Source organism: Pseudonocardia acidicola, assembly GCF_012911935.1.
Lineage (GTDB): Bacteria > Actinomycetota > Actinomycetes > Mycobacteriales > Pseudonocardiaceae > Pseudonocardia > Pseudonocardia acidicola.
This window is the reverse complement of the sequence record NZ_JAAXLA010000099.1, coordinates 1-21,118: the sequence shown is the minus strand read 5'-3', so window position 1 is coordinate 21,118 and position 21,118 is coordinate 1. Positions and strand designations below refer to the sequence as shown.

At 71.0% G+C, this 21,118-nt stretch carries 18 protein-coding genes; 10 read left to right on the top strand and 8 right to left on the bottom strand.

Annotation, left to right across the window (positions count from 1 at the left end):
- From HF526_RS31440 to HF526_RS31430, 3 genes are all read right to left on the bottom strand, one after another.
- Positions 1–830, bottom strand: an 830-nt coding sequence (locus HF526_RS31440) for an alpha/beta hydrolase (protein ID WP_169385290.1), incomplete at its 3' end; no start/stop codon positions are given.
- Positions 830–2,041 carry an iron-containing alcohol dehydrogenase gene (locus tag HF526_RS31435; RefSeq protein ID WP_169385289.1) on the bottom strand — a complete coding sequence of 404 codons (1,212 nt, stop codon included), beginning with the start codon at positions 2,039–2,041 and terminating at the stop codon, positions 830–832. The genes HF526_RS31440 and HF526_RS31435, both read right to left, overlap by 1 nt.
- A 41-nt stretch (positions 2,042–2,082) precedes the next feature.
- The gene (locus tag HF526_RS31430) at positions 2,083–3,702 is read right to left on the bottom strand and encodes a class I adenylate-forming enzyme family protein (RefSeq protein ID WP_169385288.1); all 1,620 of its coding nucleotides are present in this window, start codon (positions 3,700–3,702) and stop codon (positions 2,083–2,085) included.
- 575 nt (positions 3,703–4,277) lie between these two features.
- On the opposite strand from HF526_RS31430, the gene HF526_RS34850 reads away from it, so the two are divergent.
- The 4 genes from HF526_RS34850 (at position 4,278) to HF526_RS31415 (ending at position 9,585) form a co-directional block, all read left to right on the top strand.
- On the top strand, positions 4,278–4,664 hold the full coding sequence (locus tag HF526_RS34850; RefSeq protein ID WP_211178089.1) for a hypothetical protein: 387 nt from the start codon (positions 4,278–4,280) through the stop codon (positions 4,662–4,664).
- Between the two features lie 77 nt (positions 4,665–4,741).
- Positions 4,742–6,442 (top strand): APC family permease, encoded by a 1,701-nt coding sequence (locus tag HF526_RS31425; RefSeq protein WP_211178088.1) that lies wholly within the window; start codon positions 4,742–4,744, stop codon positions 6,440–6,442.
- Positions 6,443–6,551: 109 nt separating this feature from the next.
- Positions 6,552–8,057 carry a long-chain-fatty-acid--CoA ligase gene (locus tag HF526_RS31420; RefSeq protein WP_169385286.1) on the top strand — a complete coding sequence of 502 codons (1,506 nt, stop codon included), beginning with the start codon at positions 6,552–6,554 and terminating at the stop codon, positions 8,055–8,057.
- Between the two features lie 133 nt (positions 8,058–8,190).
- The gene (locus tag HF526_RS31415) at positions 8,191–9,585 is read left to right on the top strand and encodes an LLM class flavin-dependent oxidoreductase (protein WP_169385285.1); all 1,395 of its coding nucleotides are present in this window, start codon (positions 8,191–8,193) and stop codon (positions 9,583–9,585) included.
- Between the two features lie 12 nt (positions 9,586–9,597).
- Here HF526_RS31415 and HF526_RS31410 read toward each other — a convergent pair whose 3' ends face one another.
- Positions 9,598–10,302: an alpha/beta fold hydrolase gene (locus HF526_RS31410; protein ID WP_169385284.1), complete on the bottom strand. Its 705-nt coding sequence runs from the start codon at positions 10,300–10,302 to the stop codon at positions 9,598–9,600.
- 219 nt (positions 10,303–10,521) lie between these two features.
- On the opposite strand from HF526_RS31410, the gene HF526_RS31405 reads away from it, so the two are divergent.
- On the top strand, positions 10,522–11,760 hold the full coding sequence (locus HF526_RS31405) for an LLM class flavin-dependent oxidoreductase (RefSeq protein ID WP_169385283.1): 1,239 nt from the start codon (positions 10,522–10,524) through the stop codon (positions 11,758–11,760).
- 86 nt (positions 11,761–11,846) lie between these two features.
- Here the strand turns inward: HF526_RS31405 and HF526_RS31400 are convergent, their stop codons facing one another.
- Both HF526_RS31400 and HF526_RS31395 read right to left on the bottom strand, forming a co-directional pair.
- Positions 11,847–13,253 carry an ATP-dependent 6-phosphofructokinase gene (locus HF526_RS31400; protein ID WP_169385282.1) on the bottom strand — a complete coding sequence of 469 codons (1,407 nt, stop codon included), beginning with the start codon at positions 13,251–13,253 and terminating at the stop codon, positions 11,847–11,849.
- Positions 13,254–13,370: 117 nt separating this feature from the next.
- A complete protein-coding gene (locus HF526_RS31395) occupies positions 13,371–13,793 on the bottom strand; it encodes a pyridoxamine 5'-phosphate oxidase family protein (protein WP_169385281.1) in 423 nt (140 codons plus the stop codon).
- A gap of 153 nt (positions 13,794–13,946) precedes the next feature.
- Here HF526_RS31395 and HF526_RS31390 point away from each other — a divergent pair, with 153 nt between their 5' ends.
- Positions 13,947–14,417, top strand: a complete 471-nt coding sequence (locus tag HF526_RS31390; RefSeq protein WP_169385280.1) for a winged helix-turn-helix transcriptional regulator — start codon at positions 13,947–13,949, stop codon at positions 14,415–14,417.
- 71 nt (positions 14,418–14,488) lie between these two features.
- Here the strand turns inward: HF526_RS31390 and HF526_RS31385 are convergent, their stop codons facing one another.
- Both HF526_RS31385 and HF526_RS31380 read right to left on the bottom strand, forming a co-directional pair.
- Positions 14,489–14,869 (bottom strand): VOC family protein, encoded by a 381-nt coding sequence (locus HF526_RS31385; protein WP_169385279.1) that lies wholly within the window; start codon positions 14,867–14,869, stop codon positions 14,489–14,491.
- 21 nt (positions 14,870–14,890) lie between these two features.
- Positions 14,891–16,057 (bottom strand): acyl-CoA dehydrogenase family protein, encoded by a 1,167-nt coding sequence (locus tag HF526_RS31380; protein WP_169385278.1) that lies wholly within the window; start codon positions 16,055–16,057, stop codon positions 14,891–14,893.
- A gap of 206 nt (positions 16,058–16,263) precedes the next feature.
- Between HF526_RS31380 and HF526_RS31375 the strand changes: the two genes are divergently transcribed.
- From HF526_RS31375 to HF526_RS31360, 4 genes are all read left to right on the top strand, one after another.
- The gene (locus tag HF526_RS31375; protein WP_169385277.1) at positions 16,264–17,175 is read left to right on the top strand and encodes an alpha/beta hydrolase; all 912 of its coding nucleotides are present in this window, start codon (positions 16,264–16,266) and stop codon (positions 17,173–17,175) included.
- 159 nt (positions 17,176–17,334) lie between these two features.
- Positions 17,335–19,101 (top strand): sigma-54-dependent Fis family transcriptional regulator, encoded by a 1,767-nt coding sequence (locus HF526_RS31370; protein WP_169385276.1) that lies wholly within the window; start codon positions 17,335–17,337, stop codon positions 19,099–19,101.
- A 111-nt stretch (positions 19,102–19,212) separates the two neighbouring features.
- The gene (locus HF526_RS31365; RefSeq protein ID WP_169385275.1) at positions 19,213–20,532 is read left to right on the top strand and encodes a bifunctional 3,4-dihydroxy-2-butanone-4-phosphate synthase/GTP cyclohydrolase II; all 1,320 of its coding nucleotides are present in this window, start codon (positions 19,213–19,215) and stop codon (positions 20,530–20,532) included.
- Positions 20,529–21,032 (top strand): flavin reductase family protein, encoded by a 504-nt coding sequence (locus tag HF526_RS31360; protein ID WP_169385274.1) that lies wholly within the window; start codon positions 20,529–20,531, stop codon positions 21,030–21,032. Before HF526_RS31365 ends, HF526_RS31360 begins: the two co-directional genes overlap by 4 nt.
- The last annotated feature ends 86 nt before the right edge of the window (positions 21,033–21,118 follow it).

Sequence of the window (21,118 nt, the reverse complement as noted above, 5' to 3'; positions counted from 1 at the left end):
AGGTAGCCGTGCGGGGCACCGGCCGCGACGTGCATCTCGTGCGGCACCGAGGCCACGGCCAGCCTGGCGGCCAGCGCCTCCGACTCGGGCCGTAGCGGGTCGCGCTCGCCCACGGTGATCCAGGTCGGTGGGAAACCCCGGACGTGGGCTTCCGGGGACAGGCGCGGGTCGCCGCGCAGCGCGTCGAAGTCGGCCGGGTCGAGGTAGAGCTGGCTCGCGGCGTCGTCCCCGCCGAGCAGCCCGGACAGGGTGGGCAGCGCCCGGTGGTAGTCGAAGACGCCGTAGAACAGCAGCGCGGCCTGCACCTCGGTGGCGCCCGGGACACCCGCGGCGAGCAGCGCGGCGGCCAGGTTCGCGCCGGCCGAGTCACCGCCGACGAGCAGCCGGTCGGGGTCGCCCCCGTACTCCGCGACGTGCCGGTGCGCCCAGCGCAGCGCGAACGCGGCATCGTCGACCGCACCCGGGAACCGGTGCTTGGGTGCCCGGCGGTAGTCGACCGACACCACCAGCAGCCCGCGCGCGGCCAGCTCCGCGGCCAGCCGGCGGTGCGTCCACGGTGAACCCATCACCCAGCCCCCGCCGTGCAGGTACACCACCGCCGGGAACGGCCCGGTGCCGCGCGGGACGGTGACGTCGGCGCCGAGCCGCCAGCCGCCCTCCTCGCGCAGCGGCACCCCGGCGTGCACGGCCGCGACCGGTGGCGGGTCGGCGTTGGTGTACGCGTCGAAGCCCTTGAGCAGCCGCGCCGCGGAGTCACCGGGGGGCGGCTGCAGCGTGGTCTGGAACTCCAGGAGTGCGGGTGGAATGCCGTGCGCCTGCGACAGCGTCATCAGTACGCACTCTCCAGGATCGTGACGACCTCGTCCTCGCCGGTCACCGGGCGTGGGTTCGACGCGACGATGAGGTCGGCCATCGCGTCGCGGGCAAGCGCGGGGAAGACCGACCGCTCGACGCCGATCTCGCGCAGCGACGTGGGCAGCCCGAGCGAGGCGATGAACCGGCGCACCAGCTCTCCCGCGCCCGCGGCCGGGTCCGCCGCCACCCCGGACGCCGCGGCGAAGATCTCCGCGATGCGGGCCTGCGGGTCCCGGGTGTGCTCCAGGTTGTACTCGAGCACCGCGGGCAGCATCACGCACGAGGTGATGCCGTGCGGCACGCCGCACCGGGCGCCGAGCTGGTGGCCGATGCCGTGGCTGAGCCCCAGGTTGACGTTGGTCAGCCCGAAGATCGACTGCCAGGCCGCGATCTGGCACTGACCCGCGGCGTGCAGATCGGTGGCGTCGCGCACCGACGCCGGCAGGTACCGGGTGAGCCGGTGCAGCGCGTCGGCGCACAGAGCGTCGGTGACCGGCTGCGCGGTCGTCGAGCACAGCGCCTCGACGGCGTGGTCGACGGCGCGCATCCCGGTCGAGGCCCACAGGTCGCGCGGGGTGTGCACCGCCAGCTCGGGGTCGAGCACGACCATCCGTGGCACCAGACTCGGCGTGATGTAGAGGTCCTTGACCAGCCGTTCGGTGTCGGTGACGCCGATGATGCTGGTGAACTCCCCCGCCGACAGCGTCGTGCTCACCGCGATGTGCGGCAGCTGCGGCGCGGTGGTCGTGGGGACCTCGACCGTGTCCGGGTAGGAGAACACCACCCGCCAGCGCAGCAGCTCCTCGCGGGTGCGCACGCCCTCGGCCACGCACAGGCTCACCGCCTTGCCCAGATCGATCGGGCTGCCGCCGCCGACGCTGAGCACGCCGTCGGCCCCGGCGGCGCGGGCCGCCTCGGCCGCGGCCAGCACGACGTCGTGCGGGACGTGGGGGCGCACGCCGGTGAACACGCCGGCGACCCGGCCACCGGTGGCCAGGTCGAACATCGCGTGGACGTCGACTGCGCGGGCCAGGCTCGGCGAGGCGATCAGCAGCAGCCGGGAGATGCCCAGCCGCTCGCACTCCGCGGCGAGCCCGCCCGAGGAACCGGGGCCGAAGAGCACGCTCTCCAGCGGGATCGCGTCGAACCGCCCGGCGAGCGGGGCTGGTGTGGTCGATGTGGTCACTGGACTCTCTCCGTCATGGTCGACGCGGTGGCGCGCATGTCTCAGCCACCGACCCGGCGGTCCTGCCCCGCCCAGTACCGGCGGCGCAGCTCGTGGCGCTGGATCTTCCCGGTGCCGGTCTTGGGCAGCTCGTCGACGAAGTCGACCGACCGGGGCCGTTTGTAGGCCGCGATCCGCTCCCTACAGGCCCGGTCGATGTCGTCCGCGGTCACGGTGTGCCCGTCGCGGACGACGACGACGGCCCGGATCGACTCGCCCCACCGCTCGTCCGGCACCCCGACGACGGCGACCTCGCTGACGCCCTCCAGCGACGAGATGGCGTTCTCGATCTCACCGGGGAACACGTTGAACCCACCGGTGACGATTATGTCCTTCTTGCGGTCCACGATGTGCAGGTAGCCGTCCTGCATGCGGCCGATGTCGCCGGTGGCCGCCCAGCCGTCCTCGAGCAGCACCGCGGCGGTGGCGTCGGGGCGGTTCCAGTAGCCGAGCATCGTGGTGTCGGTGCGGGCCTGGATCTCGCCCTCCTCGCCGTCGGGCGCGTCGGTGCCGTCGGGGCGGCGCAGCCGGACCTCGACGAACGGGTTCACCCGCCCCGCCGAGGCCAGCCGGGCCGGTGGCGGGCCGCCCGGCTCGAACCGGTGCGCGGCCTTGGACAACGCCACCAGCGGGAACGGGATCTCGGTCAGCCCGTAGGCCTGTACGAACACCTCACCGAGGCACGCGACCGCGCGGGCCAGCCGGTCCGGGGCCATCGCCGATCCCGCATAGAGCACCGTGTGCAGCGTCTCCACCGGCCAGTCCTGCTCCTCGAGCAGCGGCAGCATCATGTTGAGCATCGTCGGAACCAGCGGCAGCACGGTCACGCCGTACTGCCCGATCGCCCGCAGCGTGGCCTCGGGCGTGAACTCCGGCAGCGTCACCTGGCTCGCCCCGCGGGTGGCGTAGGCGTGCCCCAGGTAGCCCGACAGGTGCGTGAGCGGGGCGACGTGCAGCACCACGTCACCGGTCTCGACGGCCGGCAGCTCGACGAGCAGGTTGCGGAAGCACGCCATGAGCGAGCGATGGCTGAGCATCACGCCCTTGGGCTCGCCGGTGGTCCCGGACGTGTAGGGCAACCAGGCCAGCTGCTCGGGTTCGACCGGCGGTGACTCCGCTTCGTCGTGCGCGGCGAGCTCGCTCAGGCGCGCGTCGACCGGGACCGGCGAGTCGTCGTCGAAGGCGATCACCGCCACCGACAGGTCGGTCGCGGCCAGCGCGGCGGCGACGCCCGCGGCGCGGTCACGGTCCACGACGATCGCGGCGGGCTCGCAGTCGCGGGCGATGTGCGCGACCTCGCCGGCGTGCAACCGGTGGCTCACCGCGACCCGGACGAACCCGCCCGCGGCCAGCGCATGGTCGACGAGGAAGCACTCCGGGCGGTTGATCGTCATGATCATGACGCGGTCGCCGGGGCGCACCCCGAGCGCGGCCAGCCCACCGGCCAGCCGCCGGGCCCGGCGGCCGAGCTCGGCGTAGCTGAGCACCTCCCCGGGACCGGTGCGCACCGCGGGTTCGCCGCCGTAACGGCGATAGGTCTCGGCGAGGGCCGAGGCCCACGTGGCGGTCACGATGCCGGGTCGCAGCCCGCTCGCGGGCGGTGCCGATCGGGTGGCCGTCATGGGCGTGCCGCCTCCCGCGCGGGCGGGTCCCGCGGACCGCGGCTCCGCTGCCGCCGCCCGTCACGTCCGCCCCTGGCGCTGCCCGAAAACTAGGATAAGAGTTCCAGGGCGTCAACGCCGGTCCGCTCGCCTCCGAGCCGTTCGCGCCCCCAACGGCGCGACAAAAGCCGGACATCCCCCTTTTATTCGGTATTTCTCGGCATCATCCGACATACGGCACATCACGCACCGGACTTCCGGGACATCCGGGGCCTACCGGTCGAAGGATTGACATCATCGAAATGTCGGTAGATCATTCCCGGGCCACGACGTCACCCGTTCGGTCGCATGCGTCCGACGCAGTGAGTACAGCCAAAAGGGGGAAGATGGGGAGAGACTCCGCCGACCGGAAGCCCACTGGTCATGACGATGAGAAACTCAGATTCCCCGGCCGGACGAATGACAGAGGCGGCGTCTCGCGCAGGGTATGGCCCCCTGTAGCCGCAGCACTCGGGCTCGCGTTGTGCATACTGACGACCCTGACGACCCCCGCCTACGCCGACAACCCCACCCGCTACGAGTGGAAAGTCACGGCGGTGAGCAAGCCCTACCCGACCGTGGGCGACTGGGCCGACTGCGTGCGTTTCTCGCCGGACCCGACATCCCATTCCGTGACGTGCACCTTGTCCACGTCGATCACCACCAGCGTCAACGGCACCGTGACGGTCTCGCTCGGCGACATCTCGGCGGCCGTGGGGTACAGCGCCAGCAAGACCTACGGAGTCAGCGGCGGGGAGACCTACACCGTTCCCGGCAACAGGGCGGGAACGGTGCAATGGGCAGCGACGTTCACCACCAATACCGTGACCCAAACCGAGTACCTCTGCCTCATCCACGGCGGAAGCTGCCAGGAGACCGGCAACAAAGCGACGGCCTATACGCACCAGTACCTGGCTCCGACGTTCCGGATCATCTACAACTGACCGCCCGATGTGCAATCGGAAGGTCCATTCCGCCGCGTCGGACAAAGCACAAGCAACACCAGTTGACAAGCACGATCTTGTTCACCGCACTCAGGCCATCACCCGAAACAGCTTTGCAGGTCAGGAGCAGGCCGTTGGCAGATTCGCCCGTCAGTTCGCCCACCTCGGGCCGAACCGGACTGAAACGAGAGATAGGATTCATCGGCCTCATCTGGGCGTCAACCGGGTCGATCATCGGCTCAGGCTGGCTGTTCGGCGCCCAAACCGCCCTCCAGACGGCCGGCCCGGCTGCGATCATCAGCTGGGTGATCGGCGCGGCGGCAATCGCCATCCTCGCCCTGGTACATGCCGAGCTGGGTGGAATGTACCCCCTGTCCGGGGGAACCGCCCGCTTCCCGCACTACGCTTTCGGTGGCGCTGCGGGCGCCTCCTTCGGCTGGTTCTCCTGGCTGCAGGCGGCGACGGTCGCGCCCATCGAGGTCATGGCGATGATCCAGTACGGGCAGCACTACTCGTTCGCCAGTGACTGGATGGAGGTGGTGAACGGCCAGCACGTCCTGACGCCGCCGGGAGTCGTGGCGGCGATCACCCTGATGGCGGTACTCACTGCGATCAACTTCCTCAGCGTGCGCATGCTGGCCCGCACGAACAGCGCCGCGACCTGGTGGAAGGTCGGCGTGCCGCTGGTGACGATCTTCGTCCTGGCGGCCGCCAACTTCGACACGAGCAACTTCACCGCTGCCAACGGATTCAATCCGGACGGCGCCAAGGGCATCCTCGCGGCCGTCTCCACCAGCGGGATCATCTTCGCGCTGCTCGGCTTCGAGCAGGCCGACCAACTCGCCGGCGAGAGCTCCAACCCCAAGCGGGACATCCCCCGAGCGGTGATCGGCTCGATCGTGATCGGCTCGATCATCTACATCGCCCTCCAGGTCTTCTTCATCGGCGCGCTGCCCGCCTCCCTGGTGAACGGCACCTGGGACAGCGCGGCGTACACCGCCCTGACCGGACCGTTCGCGCAGCTCGCCATGCTCGTCGGCGTCGGGTGGCTGGCCGCGGTCCTGTACATCGATGCCGTGGTCTCGCCCGGAGGTACGGGCCTGATCTACACCACGGCGACGTCGCGGGTCGCGTACGGCCTGAGCCGCAACGGGTACGTGCCGACGGTTTATGAGAGGACCACCAAGCGCGGGGTTCCCTGGGCAGGCCTGATCACCGCGTTCGTGGTCGGATGCATCTGCTTCCTGCCGTTCCCGAGCTGGAAGTCACTGGTCGGCCTGATCACGAGCGCGAGCGTCCTGATGTACGCGGGCGCGCCCCTGTCCCTCGGGGTGTTCCGCAACAGGCTGCCGGACGCCGAGCGCCCTTACCGGCTGCCGGCCGCCCACGTGCTGTCCCCGATCGCCTTCATCGTCGCCAACCTGCTCATCCTGTGGTCCGGATGGGATACCGACTGGAAGCTCGGCGTGGCCATTCTGATCGGATACGTCATCCTGATCGCCAACCGGGTGTTCAAGCTCAACCCGATCACTCCCGAACTCGATGTCAAGGCGGCCCAATGGCTCCCGGTCTACCTCATCGGGATGGGCCTGATCGTGTATCTCAGCGACTTCGGACCGCTCAGCGATCCGATCTTCCCGCTGTGGTGGGACATCGTCGTGGTCGCGGTCTTCAGTCTGATCATCTATTTCTGGGCGACAGCGGTGGCGCTGCCTGCCGAGAGGATCCAGCACATGATCGATCAGGTGGTGGCGTCGGAGGAGACCGACGTGCGCTGACACCGGGACGCCGCGGTGACGGCGACGCGGCACCGGCTCATCCGGCCGCGTCGCCGGGGCGACCTCTAGGGTCCGTCGCAACATGGCGACGAGCAGCGTGGGGTCGACGATGACGAACTTGGCCGGCAACCTGGTGGCCACGGCACAGCACCACGGCGACCGTCCCGCGGTCCGCCTCGACGACAACGTGCTGAGCTATCGCGAGTTGCTCGACGCGGCCGCCGCGGTGGCCGGGATGCTGAAGGGCCGGGGCATCTCCCCCGGTGACCGGGTCGGGTTGGTGCTGCCCAACGTCCCGGCGTTCCCGGTGCTGTTCTACGGCGCACTGCTGGCCGGGGCCGCGGTCGTGCCGATGAACCCCCTGCTCAAGACGCGGGAGGTGCAGTACTACCTCTCCGACTCCGGCATGTCGCTGGTGTTCGGCTGGGACGGCGCAGGCGACTCCGTCACCGAGGGCGCGGAGGCCGTCGGGATCGACAGCGTCGTGGTGGGTGCGCTGGGCCCGTCGGCGGACCAGCTCGGGGCCGCCGAGCCGGTCACCGAGCCGGTCGAGCGCGCCGACGACGACACCGCGGTCATCCTCTACACCTCCGGCACCACCGGGCAGCCCAAGGGGGCCGAGCTCACCCACCACAATCTCGACTCCAACGCCCGCACCACCGTCGAGACGCTCATCGAGATCGGCCCCGACGACGTGCTGATGGGCTGCCTGCCGCTGTTCCACGTGTTCGGACTGACCTGCGGGCTCAACGCAGCCGTCGCCTCCGGGGCGTGCCTGACGCTCGTCCCGCGCTTCGACGCCGGCAAGGCGCTGTCGGTGGTGAGTCGCGACCAGGTCACCGTGTTCGAGGGCGTCCCGACGATGTACGCCGCGATGCTGCACCACGACGACGCGGACTCGGCGGACATGTCCACCCTGCGCACCTGCATCTCCGGCGGCTCGGCGATGCCGGTGGAGATCATGAAGGCGTTCGAGGAGAAGTTCGGCTGCACGATCCTGGAGGGCTACGGGCTGTCGGAGACCTCGCCGGTGGCGTCGTTCAACCAGCCCGGGCGGGAGCGCAAGCCCGGTTCGATCGGCTTCCAGGTGCGCGGCTGCGAGATGAAGGTGGTCGACGACGACGGCAACGAGGTCGGCGTCGACGAACCCGGTGAGATCGCCATCCGCGGCGAGAACATCATGAAGGGCTATTGGGGCCGGCCGGAGGCGACTGCGGAGGCGATCCCCGACGGCTGGTTCCGCACCGGTGACATCGCCACCAAGGACGCCGACGGCTTCTACTTCATCGTCGACCGCAAGAAGGACCTGATCATCCGCGGTGGATACAACGTGTACCCGCGCGAGATCGAGGAGGCCCTCTACGAGCACCCGGCGGTGGCCGAGGCGGCCGTCATCGGGATCAAGCACCCGGACCTCGGCGAGGAGGTCGGTGCCGCGGTCGCGCTGAAGTCCGGAGCATCAGCCGGCACCGATGAGCTCAGGTCGTTCGTCAAGGACCGGGTCGCGGCCTACAAGTACCCGCGGCACGTGTGGCTCGTCGACGAGCTGCCGAAGGGCCCGACCGGCAAGATCCTGCGCCGCGAGGTGGAGGCGCCGGAGGGCGCCGGCGACTAGCTGCACTTGGGGACGTTCGGCGGTAGCCGCCGAACGTCGTCCGCCCACACTGGGGACCGGAGCGATCGGGACATCGTGTCGGCGGTCGCCGGGCCTCCCGGTCGGCCGCCCCCATCAGGGCATGGAGGGCGAAATGATCGAGATCGGCGTGTTCCACAACGGAGCATCGGATCTGCCGGCGAAGCAGGTGGACTACGACGGCGGCGTGGTGGTCAACGACGGCACCCTCCAGCAGACCCACGAGTCCGCCCAGCGCACCATCGTCAACCAGGTGCGCCAGGGCATCCTCGCCGATCAGCTCGGTTTCGACTACTGGTTCCAGACCGAGCACCACTTCCAGCCCGAGGGTGCCGAGCTCAGCCCGAACCCGCTGGTCAGCGAGGCGGCCATCGCCGCGCGCACCAAGAACATCCGGCTCGGTCAGGCGGCCAACATCGTCACCTGGTGGCACCCGGTGCGCATCGCCGAGCAGGCGGCGATGCTCGACGTGATCAGCGGCGGGCGCCTCGAGTTCGGCATCGGCCGCGGGTATCAACCGCGGGAGAACGAGGTCTTCGGCTGGGCCTACGGCTCGACGATCCAGGACCAGGAGCGCAACCGGGCCTACTACGAGGAGGCCTACGAGGTCATCCTCAAGGCCTGGACCGAGGACTCCTTCTCCCACCACGGCGAGTTCCTCTCGCTCCCGCCCTCCTACACGAAGTGGAACCACAAGCAGACACTGGCCTACTTCAGCGAGCCCGGTCGCGGCCGCGACCTGGAGCAGGTGATCAAGGTCGGCGCACCGGACATGTACTCGGCCGGGAACCCGGTGCAGGCCACCACGACCAAGCTGCTGGAGTTCTCGGTCTACCCGCACCCGGTGCAGAAGCCGTACCCGCAGATGTGGGAGCCGCTGACCAGCCCCCGCTCGGTGAAGTGGGCCGCCGAGCGCGGCATCAACGGGTACTTCATCGTCGAGCCGAACTCGCGGTTGAAGCAGAACATCGACCGCTACTACGAGGCCGCGGAGCAGGCCGGCTGGCCGGACCGCCTCGACCGCGGGCAGTTCAAGTACGGCTGGGACGCCGAGAAGCGCCGCGGCGTGGTCACCTGCCGCTACATCCACGTGGTCGAGAAGGGGCTCGGTGACATGGACCGCGCCGGGCGGGCGCTCGAACTGCAGTGGGACTACTACGGCCCGTTCGGCTTCGCGGCGGTGCTCGCCGAGGCCGACGAGCCGTTCTACGACCTCGACATGAAGGTCACCGCGGACCTGTTGCGGCAGAAGCAGGTGGCCATCCACGGCTCCAAGCAGTACGTCATCGACTCGATCATGAAGATCAAGGAGCAGTGCGGATACGACGACTTCATGTTCCACACCTGGTTCGAGCTCGGCGGCTTCGCAGGCGAGGAGATCGAGGCCCAGATGCAGTACTTCGCCGAGGAGATCATGCCGGTGCTCCACCGCGAGTGCGGTGGCCACCCGGAGCGGCAGCCCGCCGCGGTCGACCTCGACGTCGAGGTCAAGTCGGCCGCGGCGACGTGAGCCGGGGCGCGGTCAGCGGGTGAGCTCGCCGGCCACCAGCTCCGGGGCGCTGATCATCGCGTCGTGGCCGGTGGCGAGTTCGTGCCACGTCCAGCCCTCCCGGCGGACGATCTCGTGTCCGGACGCGATCGCGGTGTAGGGCGGGTTGGCGCAGTACAGGTACGCCACCGGCAGGCCGTTGCCCAATGGCTTGTCCACGGCGAGTGGTTCACGGTAGCTGCGCAACGGATGCGGGGTGAGCCGCCGCTCGACCCAGGCCGCGTCGTCGGCGTCGAGCACCCCGAACGCGGACGCGGGCGGTGGCGGGATCGCGATGCCGCCGCCGCGCCGCTGCGCGTCGGCCTCCCGCTGCGCGACGACCTCGGCGGGCAACCCGTCGAAGCCGGTCTGCCCGGCATCCACCACCAGCCCGTCGAGCAGCACGAGGCGGCGGATCCGCTCGGGCACCCGGTCGGCCGCGCCGAGCACGGCCAGCGCCCCGAAGCTGTGCCCGACGAGCACCACGTCGGTGAGCTCCTCGGTCTCCAGCACGGCCACCACGTCCTGCACGACCGTGCCCAGGCCGACGTCTCCGGAGAGCAGGTGGGCGCGCTCGCCCAGCCCGGTCAGGGTCGGGGTGAACACCTCGTGCCCGGCACCCCGCAACAGTGTCGCCACCCGCCGCCAGCACCATCCGCCGTGGTAGGCGCCGTGCACCAGTACGAACACCTCACCCATGGACCCGCCCTCCCGCTCCGTCGCACCGGCCGACAGCCTCGCACGGACCACCCCGCCGGGGCGTCGGCGGCGTGGCACATCCCGCGGGTCGCCGTGCAGCAATCTGAGACACGCGTCACGGCTGATACCGATGTCAGATAGCAGGGCGAGCACGGGCCCTGGTCCGATCGGCGCAACGGCGCGCCCTGGACCGAGACGCAACATCTGAGGAGTTCATCGGTGAAATTCCAGTTGTTCACCCTGCCGACGATTCCGGCCACATTGGAGGAACGCGCCGCGAAGCGGCCCATCGGCCGGGACAACGAGCACTTCCAGGCCATGATCGCCGAAGTCCGTGAGCTGGCGATCATGGCCGACGAGGCCGGCTTCGACGTCTTCTCCACCACGGAGCACCACTTCCACTCCGAGGGCTTCGAGGCCTCCGTCCAGCCGATGATGCTGTACGCGGACCTGGCCGCCCGCACCAAGAACATCTCGTTCGCGCCGCTGTCGCTGGTGCTGCCGGCGAACGACCCGCTGCGCGTCGCCGAGCAGGTCGCGATGCTCGACCACCTCACCGGCGGCCGCGTCTACGGCGGGTACGCCCGCGGCTACCAGGACCGATGGGTGAACGTGCTGGGCCAGCACGTGCCGGTCAAGGGCACCCCGATGGACGGCGGGGACGACGACAAGCACAACCGCGCGGTCCACGAGGAGTACCTCGACATCGTCTACAAGGCGTGGACCGAGGACCTGCTCACCTACGACGGCCAGTTCTACCAGGTACCACCGAAGCAGGGCATCACCCGCTGGCCGGCCGCCGAGTGGACCAAACAGTACGGCCACCCGGACGAGATCGACGAGAACGGGCACATCCGCGGCATCTCGGTCATCCCGAAGCCGCTGCAGCAGCCCTACCCGAAGGCGTTCCAGCCGTTCTCGGTCTCCCCCTCGACGATGATCCACACCGCGCACAACGGTGTCATGCCGATCATCCTCACCGCCGAGCCGGAGCAGTTCAAGGCACTGGCGAAGCTCTATCAGGACTCGGCCGCGGAGGTGGGCCGCAACCTCAAGCTCGGCCAGAGCATCGGCGCCTTCCGCGCGGTCGCCTTCGGCGACACCCGCGAGCAGGCCTGGGAGCTCATGGAGCGCACCAACTACTACGGCTTCCAGATCTACTTCTCCGGCTTCGGCTTCTGGGAGGCGCTGCGCCTTCCCGGCGACAAGGAGAAGTTCCCGGGCCTCCTCCCGAAGGAGGAGTGGACGATGGAGCGGTTCACCAAGACCAAGTACGGCCTGGTGGGCACGGTCGACGACATCAAGCGCGACATCGAGGATCTCGCCAAGATCCACGGCGAGGACGGCGAGCTCGAGTGGTTCTCCTGGTTCTTCGACCAGGGCCTGATGCCGATCGACGAGGCCAAGCGTCAGCTGGAGATCTTCGCCGAGCACATCATCCCGGAGTTCCGCGACTGACCTGACATCGGTATCAACCCCCGTCACGCAGCCTCGTTGCCGTTCCCGGGCCGGGAACGGCAACGAGGCTGCTGCGTGCGGGAGGGTCAGGCGAAGCGGACCGGCTGGCCGGTCGACTCCAGGACCGCCATCCAGAGGTCACCGTGCGGGTCGACCTGGTTGCGCCGGCTCACCGCGAGCGACATCGGGATGTGCACGAACCGCCGCCGCCACCGGCCGACCACCATCTCGGTGCGCCCGGACATCGCCGCGTGCACCGCGGCCTGCGACAACCGCACGCAGTAGACGCTGTCGTAGGGGTTGGCCGGGACGCTGCGGATCGCGTAGCTCGGGTCGATGTAGCGGATCGAGGTCTCCACCTCGGCGGCGGCGAAGTCGTCGGCGATGCGCTGCCGCAGGTAAGGGCCGATGTCGGCGAGCTTGGCGTTGCCCGACGCATCGGCGTCGCCCTGGCTCTCCAACAGCTCCTGCCCCGCGCCCTCCGCAACCACGACGACGGCGTGCCCGCGTTCGGCGACCCGGCGGCGCAGGTGCGCGAGCAGCCCACCGTCGCCGTCGAGGGTGAAGGGCACCTCGGGGATCAGCACCACGTCGGCGCCGCTGCGGGCCAGCGCGGCGTAGCAGGCGATGAAGCCGGAGTGCCGGCCCATCAGCTTGACCAGCCCGATGCCGTTCGCGGTGGACTTCGCCTCCACCTGCGCGGCCCGGATCGCGTCGCTGGCCACGCTGAACGCGGTCTGGAAGCCGAAGCTCTGGTCGATGTAGGGGATGTCGTTGTCGATGGTCTTCGGGATGCCGACCACCGAGATCAGCAGGCCGCGGTCGGCGACCACCCGCGCGATCCGCATCGCTCCGCGCATCGACCCGTCACCGCCGACGACGAACAGCACGTTGATGTGCATCCGCTCCAGGCAGTCGACGATCGCCTCGGGGTCCTGCGGGCCGCGCGAGGTACCCAGCACGGTGCCGCCGTCGACCGCGATGTCGCGCACCGCCTCCGGTGTCAGCTCGACGACGTCGTAGCCGTAGTCGGCGATGAATCCCTGGTAGCCGTTGCGGAACCCGACCACCCTGCGGACCTTGTAGTGGTAGGTCAGCGTGCGCACGAGCCCGGCGATGACGTCGTTGAGTCCCGGGCACAGCCCCCCGCAGGTCACGATGCCCGCGCGGGTCTTCGACGGGTCGAAGAAGATCTTCCGGCGCGGTCCGCACGGCTCCATCCCGGGCAGCTCGTGCAGCGGTCCACCGCGGCCGGAGATGCCGGCCAGGGTGTCGTCGAGCAGCACCCGGTCGTGCTCGTCGACGTAGTGCTCGGTGGTCTGCCGGGCGTCGAGCAGCTGCGCCAGCGGCGAGGTGATCCGGCTGGGCCCCAGCGTCGCGATCGACAGGTCCGGGACCGGGCCGCTGTGCCGCGCCCCGCCGTCGGGCAGCCGGACCACGTTGCCGGCCGGGTCGTCGGTGACGTCTCGGGCCGTCTCGAATGCACTGCTCATCGGGTCGCTCCCCCCGCAAGGCGTCGCCGGCGGTCACCCCGCGACGGTGGGACGGTGACCTCTTGACCGTTACAGAGTGCCGTATCCGAGGGGTGGGCGGCATCCCCGGGGGCTGCGTCAGCCCATCCCGAGGACGCGGTCCACGACGATCTCGATGACCACCCGCTGCGGGTTCACCCGCGGCACCTTGTAGCGGCGGGCGTAGCGACGCTCGGCGTCGGCCACCGACTCCGGGTCCTCGCGGAGCACCGCGCGCCCCTCCAACGTCGACCAGCGCCGGCCGTCGACCTGGGAGACGGCCACGCGCGCGCCGTCCGGGCCCGCCGCGGCGACGTTGCGCGCCTTCTGCGAGCCGCGGCTGCAGATCACCCGCGCGACGCCGGCCTCGATGTCGAGGGTGACCCCGACCGGGACCGCGTGCGAGCTGCCGTCGCGCCGCGGGGTGACGAGGATCCCGGGCCGGCGCTCGGCCCAGAACTCCCGGAACTCCGCCGACACGTGCTCCGGGCCCACCCCGCGCCTGATCGTCCGCCCAGCCATGGCGCCCCCTCCCCCGCTTGTCACGAACGGCACTTTCGTTCAAACCTATTGAGCGAAAGTGCCGTTCGTGACAACGGGGCGCCCGGCGCGGCGGGCCGACCGGTCGGCGCGATCAGTTGTTAAACGCAACTCAGCACGGCTAACCTGTCCGGTATGGACTACACCGAGCTGGACAGCAGCACCTGCTCGGTGGCCCGCACCGCGGCGCTGATCGGCGACGCCTGGACGGTCCTCGTACTGCGCGACCTGTTCAACGGGGTGCGGCGCTTCGACGACCTCGCCGGCCACCTGGGCATCGCCCGCAACGTGCTCACCCGGCGGCTGGCCACACTGGTCGACGCGGGACTGGCGCGGCGGGTGCCCTACCGGGAGCCGGGGCGGCGGGAACGCCACGAGTACCAGCTGACCGACGCCGGGCGCGAGCTGCGGCCGGTCGTGCTGGCCATGCTCGACTGGGGCGACCGGCACCTCGCCGGGGAGGCCGGTCCCCCGCTGCGCATCGAACACCCGGAATGCGGCGGCGCGGTACACGTCGAACTGCGCTGCGAGAACGGGCACCCCCTCACCCCGGACACCCGCCTGCACGCCGTCCCCGGCCCCGGCGCCCGCCGCCACGCCGGCTGACACCGCCGCCATGGGGTGGCTGTGGCGGCACTGGGCGGCGGCAAAGCCACCCTGATGGCACCCGCCGGGGGCTAAGGGGTGCGGGTGTCGCGGCGGAGCGGGTGTTCCGGGGGGATCTCGATCAGCGCGATGCGGGTGCCGTCGGGGTCTGCGATCCACATCTCGTCGAGCCCCCACGGCTCGCGCCGGGGCTCCCGCAGCACCTCCACCCCGCGGTCGGTGAGCTCGCGGTGGGTCGCCGCGAGGTCGCGGACCTGCAGCCACAACGCGATCCCGTCCCCTGCAGGTTCGTCGCTGCGCCCCGACACCTCCAGGAAGCCCGGCCCGAGGAAGAACACCGTTCCTCCGGGGAACTCGCGGTAGATCGCGAGCCCGAGCGTGTCGCGGTAGAACGCCGTGGTGGTCTCCGGGTCCACCGGGCGCACGAGCACCCGGCTGCTGAGGATCTCCACGTGCCGGAGGGTATCGGTTGCTCAGTACGAGCGCGGCAGTCCCAGCACGTGCTCGGCGACGTAGTTCAGCACCATCTCCTGGGAGATCGGCGCGATCTTCATCAGCCGGGACTCCACCCAGTAGCGGTCCACGTCGTACTCCTTGGCGTAGCCGAACCCCCCGTGGGTCTGCATGGCGCGGTCGGCGGCGAAGTGCCCGGCCTCGGAGGCGAGGAACTTGGCGGTGTTGGCCTGCTCACCGCACGGCAGGCCCTGGTCGTAGCGCCACGCCGCCTCGCGCACGATCAGTTCCGCTGCGCGCAGCCGCATGTGCGCTTCGGCCAGCGGGAACGCCAGCCCCTGGTTCTGCCCGATCGGCCGGCCGAACACCCGACGGGAGTTGGCGTAGTCGACGGCCCGCCGGATCGCGACCCGCCCGATGCCCAGCGCCTCGGCGGCGATGAGGATCCGCTCCGGGTTGAGCCCGTCGAGCAGGTAGCGGAAGCCCATGCCCTCGTCGCCGACCCGGTCGGCCACCGGCACCGGCAGGTCGTCGTAGCGGACCTCGCAGGACGCCACGGCGTTGCGGCCGGCCTTCGGGATCGGCCGGATGTCGACCTCGGGGCGCTGCAGGTCGGCCAGCAGCAGGGTCAGCCCGTCGGTGCGCTTGGCGCACTGCTCGATCGGTGTGGTACGCACCAGCAGCAGCACCTTCTCGCAGTCCTGCGCCTTCGACGTCCACACCTTCTGGCCGCGCACCACGTAGTGGTCGCCGTCGAGCCGGGCGCGGGTGGTGAGCGACGCGGTGTCGGTACCGGAGTCGGGCTCGGTCACCCCGAACGCGACGTGCAGGTCGCCGGAGGCGACCCGGGGCAGGTAGGTCTCGCGCATCTGCGGGCTGCCGTACTTGACCACCGGGTTCATCCCGAACACCGACAGGTGGATCGCGCTGCACCCGTTCATCGCCGCCCCCGAGGCCGCGACCTCCTCCAGCACGATCGAGGCCTCGGTGATGCCGCGCCCGCCGCCGCCGTACTCCTCGGGGACGGCGATGCCGAGCCAGCCGCCGGCCGCCATGGCCTTGTAGAAGTCCCACGGGAAGCGGTGTTCGGCGTCGCAGGCGCGCCAGTACGCGTCGTCGAAGTCCTTGCAGACAGCGCGGACGCCCTCCCGGATGGCGCGATGGTCCTCGTCCGCTGCGAAATCCACGCGCTCCCCCAGCTTCCCGGCGTCGTCGCCGTCGGGTGGTGTCGGTCCCGTCGACCGATGATGGCACGTCGCGGTCGGCCCGCCCGGGATGTGCCGAAGATCGGACAGACCGCGGGCACGGTGTCGCACGCGGTGTCCCAAAAGGGGACACGGCTGCGCCGCACGCCCCACCGACCATGGGCGCTCACCCTGGAGGGAGCGAGGTCATGGCGAGCACCGAGTCGGCCTACCTGCGGGAGCTGTACCAGAGCTGGGCGGAGCGGATGGCCGCCGACCCGGAGATGGACCTGCCCACGCTGCGCAACCTCTTCGAGGAGTGGCACCAGCCGACCGTCGAACCGGAGAATGTGAGCTACGCCGAAGTCGACGCCGACGGCGTGCCGGCGGTCTGGTGCATCCCCCACGGAGCCGCGGCCGACCGGGTCGTGCTGTACACCCACGGTGGCGGGTTCGTCGTCGGGTCCCGGCACACCCACCGCAAGCTCGCCGGGCACCTGGCCACGGCCATCGGCTGCCGCGCACTCGTCATCGACTACCGGCGGGCCCCGGAGCACCCGTTCCCCGCACAGCTCGACGACGCCGTGACCGTCTACCGCTGGCTGCTCGGCCGCGGTGTCCCGGCCGGCCACATCGTCACCTCCGGTGACTCCGCCGGCGGCAACCTGGCCATCAGCCTCGCGCTCAAGCTGCGCGACGACGGGGACCCGCTGCCCGCGGCGCTGCTGCCGATGTCACCGTGGCTGGACATGGAACACAAGGGCGAGACGCTCGAGACCAACGCCGGAACGGACGCGCTGGTGCAGCGGCCGATCCTGGAGGGGATGTCCGGGATGTTCCTCGGCCCCGACGGCTCGCCGCTGGACCCGCTGGCCAACCCGCTGCACTCCGACCCGGCCGGCCTGCCGCCGATCTTCATGAACGCCGGCGGCGCCGAGACCTTGCTCGACGACGCCCGGCGTTTCGCCGAGAGCGCCCGGCGGGCCGGCGTCGACGTCACCCTCGACGTCGTACCCGAGATGCAGCACGTGTTCCCGTTCCTGGCCGGCCGCGCGCCGGAGGCCGACCGTGCGATCGCCGAGATGGCCGCCTGGGTGCGCCCGAAACTGGGCCTGGTCTAGGCCGCCCCATACACCGCAAGAGCCGTCTCCACCAGCGACAACCCGGAACGTGATTCATTTTGGGACAGGGCCCGCGGGCGCCTCCCCCCTAGCATCGGTGACGGTCGGGCGGCCGCGCCTGCCCGGCGGCTGCCGCGGACAAGGACGACGAGGTCCGGCATGACAGTGAATGCAGTCGACCACACGCTCGCCCGGGAACGGGAGCGGTTCCTCTCCTGCGGTACCACGCCGGTCACGGTGCGGGCCGAGATCTCCTCGTCGTGGCGCCGCTGTTCGAGCTGGTCGGTGCGCCCGGAGAACATCGAGCCGCCCTACCGCCCGGACGTGAATCCGGAGTCGCGACTGCTGCGCGCGGCCGGCCCGGTGCTCGACGCCATCAACGAGCGGCTCGGCGAGCTCGGCATCAGCTTCATCATCACCGACGCCGAGGCCCGGATCCTCGACCGGCGGGTCCGGGAGCGGGACCTGGCACGCCGGCTCGACGCGCTCAACGTCAACGCCGGCTTCGTCTTCGCCGAGGAGGCCGTGGGCACCAACGGCCTGGGCACCGCGGTCGAGCTGGGCCGCACCACCCGCATCGACGGCCACGAGCACTACGTCTCCCAGCTCGTGCAGTTCACCTGTGTCGGCGTGCCGATCATGGATCCGCTCGGGCGCCGGCCACTGGGCATCCTCGACGTCACCTGCGCCGCGGACCACAACAACACGCTGGTCACCCTGATCGCCGAGCAGACCGCACGCAGCATCGAGACCCGGTTGTTCGAGCAGCACTCGATGCAGGAGCGGGCCCTGCTCGCGCAGTTCATGTCGGCCAGCCGGCGCAGCCACGCCGGCATCGTGGTGCTCAGCGACCGGATCCTGATGAGCAACCCGCAGGCCGCCCGGCTGCTCGACGGCGCCGACCAGCCGCTGGTGTGGGACCACGCCGCCCGGGCGATGTCGGCGCACTCCGGAGTGGCCGTGATCGAGAACGAGCTGCCGCTGGCCGGCGGGCAGACCGCACGGACCAGGACCACGCCGGTCCGCGACGGCGGCGAGATCATCGGCGCGCTCGTGGAGATCCGGCCGACGGCGGACCGACCGGCGCCGCGACCGGCCCGGGCCGCGCCACCCGTGGGCCCACCCGGGCTGGCCGGTACCGATCGCGCCTTTCTCGACGCCTACCGCACCGGCCGGACCGCGCTGGCCGACCGGGTCGTCGTGATGTGCGGCGAGGCCGGCGTGGGCAAGCTGGCGGTGGCCCAGGCGCTGCACCGCGAGCACGGCGGCCCCGTCGTCGTACGGGATGCCGCGGCCATCGAGGTCGACGGCGAGGCCGCCTGGCTCGACGGGTTGCGCAGCGCGGTGGCGGGCGACCCGGGCGGCTTGGTGCTGCGCCATCTGCACCTGCTCTCCCCCACCGTCCTGCGGACCGTGTCGGCGATCCTCGACGCGGCGTGCACCCGCGGCTGGCGGTGCACGGCCACCTTCACCTGCGGCTCCTCCTGGGAGGACAACGCACTGCCCGACCTCGACGCCGAGCAGGTGCGGCTGCCGCCGCTGCGCAACCGGCTGCGCGACGTGCCGGCGCTGGTGAGCGCGTTCGCCGCGCCGCGGCGGGTCGCCCCGGAGGTCGTGCAACTGCTCATGCGGCTGTCCTGGCCGGGCAACGTCCGGGAGCTGCGCTCGGTCGTGCAGCGGATGCTCGCCGCGGCGCCCGCCGGCGGCAACCCGGGTCTGGCCGAGGTCCCGGTCGAGGTCCGCCGGGCCGCGCCGCGGCGGACGCTGACCCGGTTCGAGCGCGCCGAGGTGCACGCGATCCTCGACGCGCTGGCCGAGACCGCCGGGAACAAGAAGGACGCCGCCGCGCTGCTCGGCATCTCCCGCTCGACGCTGTACCGCAAGCTGCAGGCCGCGGGCATCGACCTGGAGAACACGGTCTTCTAGCGCTGCCGCGGCAATTCGGGCGTTCCGGGGGCCGCTGCGCCGGTTCCGCGGAGCGGGACGTGTCTAGATGTCGGACACCGCCGGCCCACGTCACGCTCCTACCGTGATGACATGGATCACGTGGATGGCGGCGCTGCCAACCCGGGCGAGTCCCGTTCCTACCGGGCCGTCGAGGCCGCGCTGGCGGAGTTGCGTCGCGGACGCATGGTCCTGGTCGTCGACGACGAGGACCGGGAGAACGAGGGCGACCTCATCATGGCGGCCGAGCTGGCCACCCCCGAGGCGATGGCCTTCATGATCAGGCACACCAGCGGGCTGCTGTGCGTCGGGATCACCGGTGAACGCGCCGATGCGCTGCGCCTGCCGCTGATGGTGACCGACAGCGACGATCCGCGGGGCACCGCGTTCACCGTCTCGGTCGACCTCAAGTCCAAGACGACGACCGGGGTCTCCGCGACCGACCGCGCGCTCACCATCCGCGCGCTCGTCGACCCGGCGACCCGGCCCGAGGACCTGTCCCGGCCCGGTCACATCTTCCCGCTGCGCGCCCGCGAAGGCGGTGTGCTGCGCCGCGCGGGACACACCGAGTCCGCCGTGGACCTGTGCCGGCTGGCCGGGCTGCGCCCGGCCGGGGTGCTGTCGGAGGTGACCAACGACGACGGCACCATGGCCCGGCGCCCGGAGCTGGCCCGGTTCGCCGAGCGCCACGGCCTGCTGACCATCGCGGTCGCCGACATCGTCCGCTACCGCCGGCAGACCGAGACCCTGGTCCGGCGCGAGGCGGCCGGCCGGGTGCCCAGCGAGTACGGCGAGTTCACCGCCATCACCTACCGCTCGCTCGTCGACGACTGCGAGCACGTCGCGCTGGTGATGGGCGAGGTCAACCAGACCGCGGACACCGGCGACCCGGTGCTGGTCCGGGTGCACTCCGAGTGCCTCACCGGCGACGTGTTCGCCTCGCGGCGCTGCGACTGCGGCGAGCAGCTGTCGCTGGCCATGCGCAAGATCGGCGAGGCCGGCCGCGGTGTGGTGGTCTACCTGCGCGGGCACGAGGGCCGCGGCATCGGGTTGAGCCACAAGCTGCGCGCCTACAACCTGCAGGACGCCGGCCTGGACACCGTCGACGCGAACCTCGCCCAGGGCCTGCCGGTGGACAGCCGGGAGTACGGCATCGGCGCCCAGATGCTGCGCGACCTGGGCGTCCGGGAGATCCGGCTGATGACCAACAACCCGGCGAAGTACCGGGGCCTGGCCGGTCACGGGGTGCGCATCGCCGCCCGCGAACCGCTGATCATCACGCCCAACCCGGACAACATCAGCTATCTGACCACCAAGCGCAACCGGCTCGACCACGCCCTGGGCAGCGGGTTCCCGGTCGCGCCGGCGCCGGCCACCCCGGCCGCGGCCGACGGCGGGGCGCAGGTCTCATGAGCGCGCAACCCGCCGAGCGTGCCCCCGAACAGGCCCGGCTGTTCCGTGACGCGATGGCGTCGTTCCCCAGCGGGGTCACGATCGTCACCACCACCGACGCCGAGGGGCGCTGGTGGGGGTTCACCGCCACCTCGTTCTGCTCGGTGTCGATGGACCCGCCGCTGGTGCTGGTGTGCCTGGCCGACACCGCGGAATGCCACCCGGTGTTCGAGGCCGCGCAGCGCTGGATCGTGCACGTGATCCACCCCGAGCACGCCGACCTGGCGCTGCGGTTCGCCACCCGCGGGGCCGACAAGTTCGCCGACGCCGGGTTCGCCGCCGACGAGCGCGGGCTGCCGGTGCTGCCCCGGGCGTGCGTGACGCTGCACTGCTCGGCGCACGCCAAACACCCCGGCGGTGACCACACGATCCTGCTGGGGCGGGTGGAGAACACCCACCTCGGCGAGGACCTCCCGGCGGTCTACTTCCGCCGCAACTTCCACCTCCTCAACACCCCCTGATCCACATCGCACGAGAATGGCTCGCTGCATCCGACGCAGCGAGAGCCACGCTCGCGTCCCGGGGCCGGGCGGGGGCTGGGGTCAGG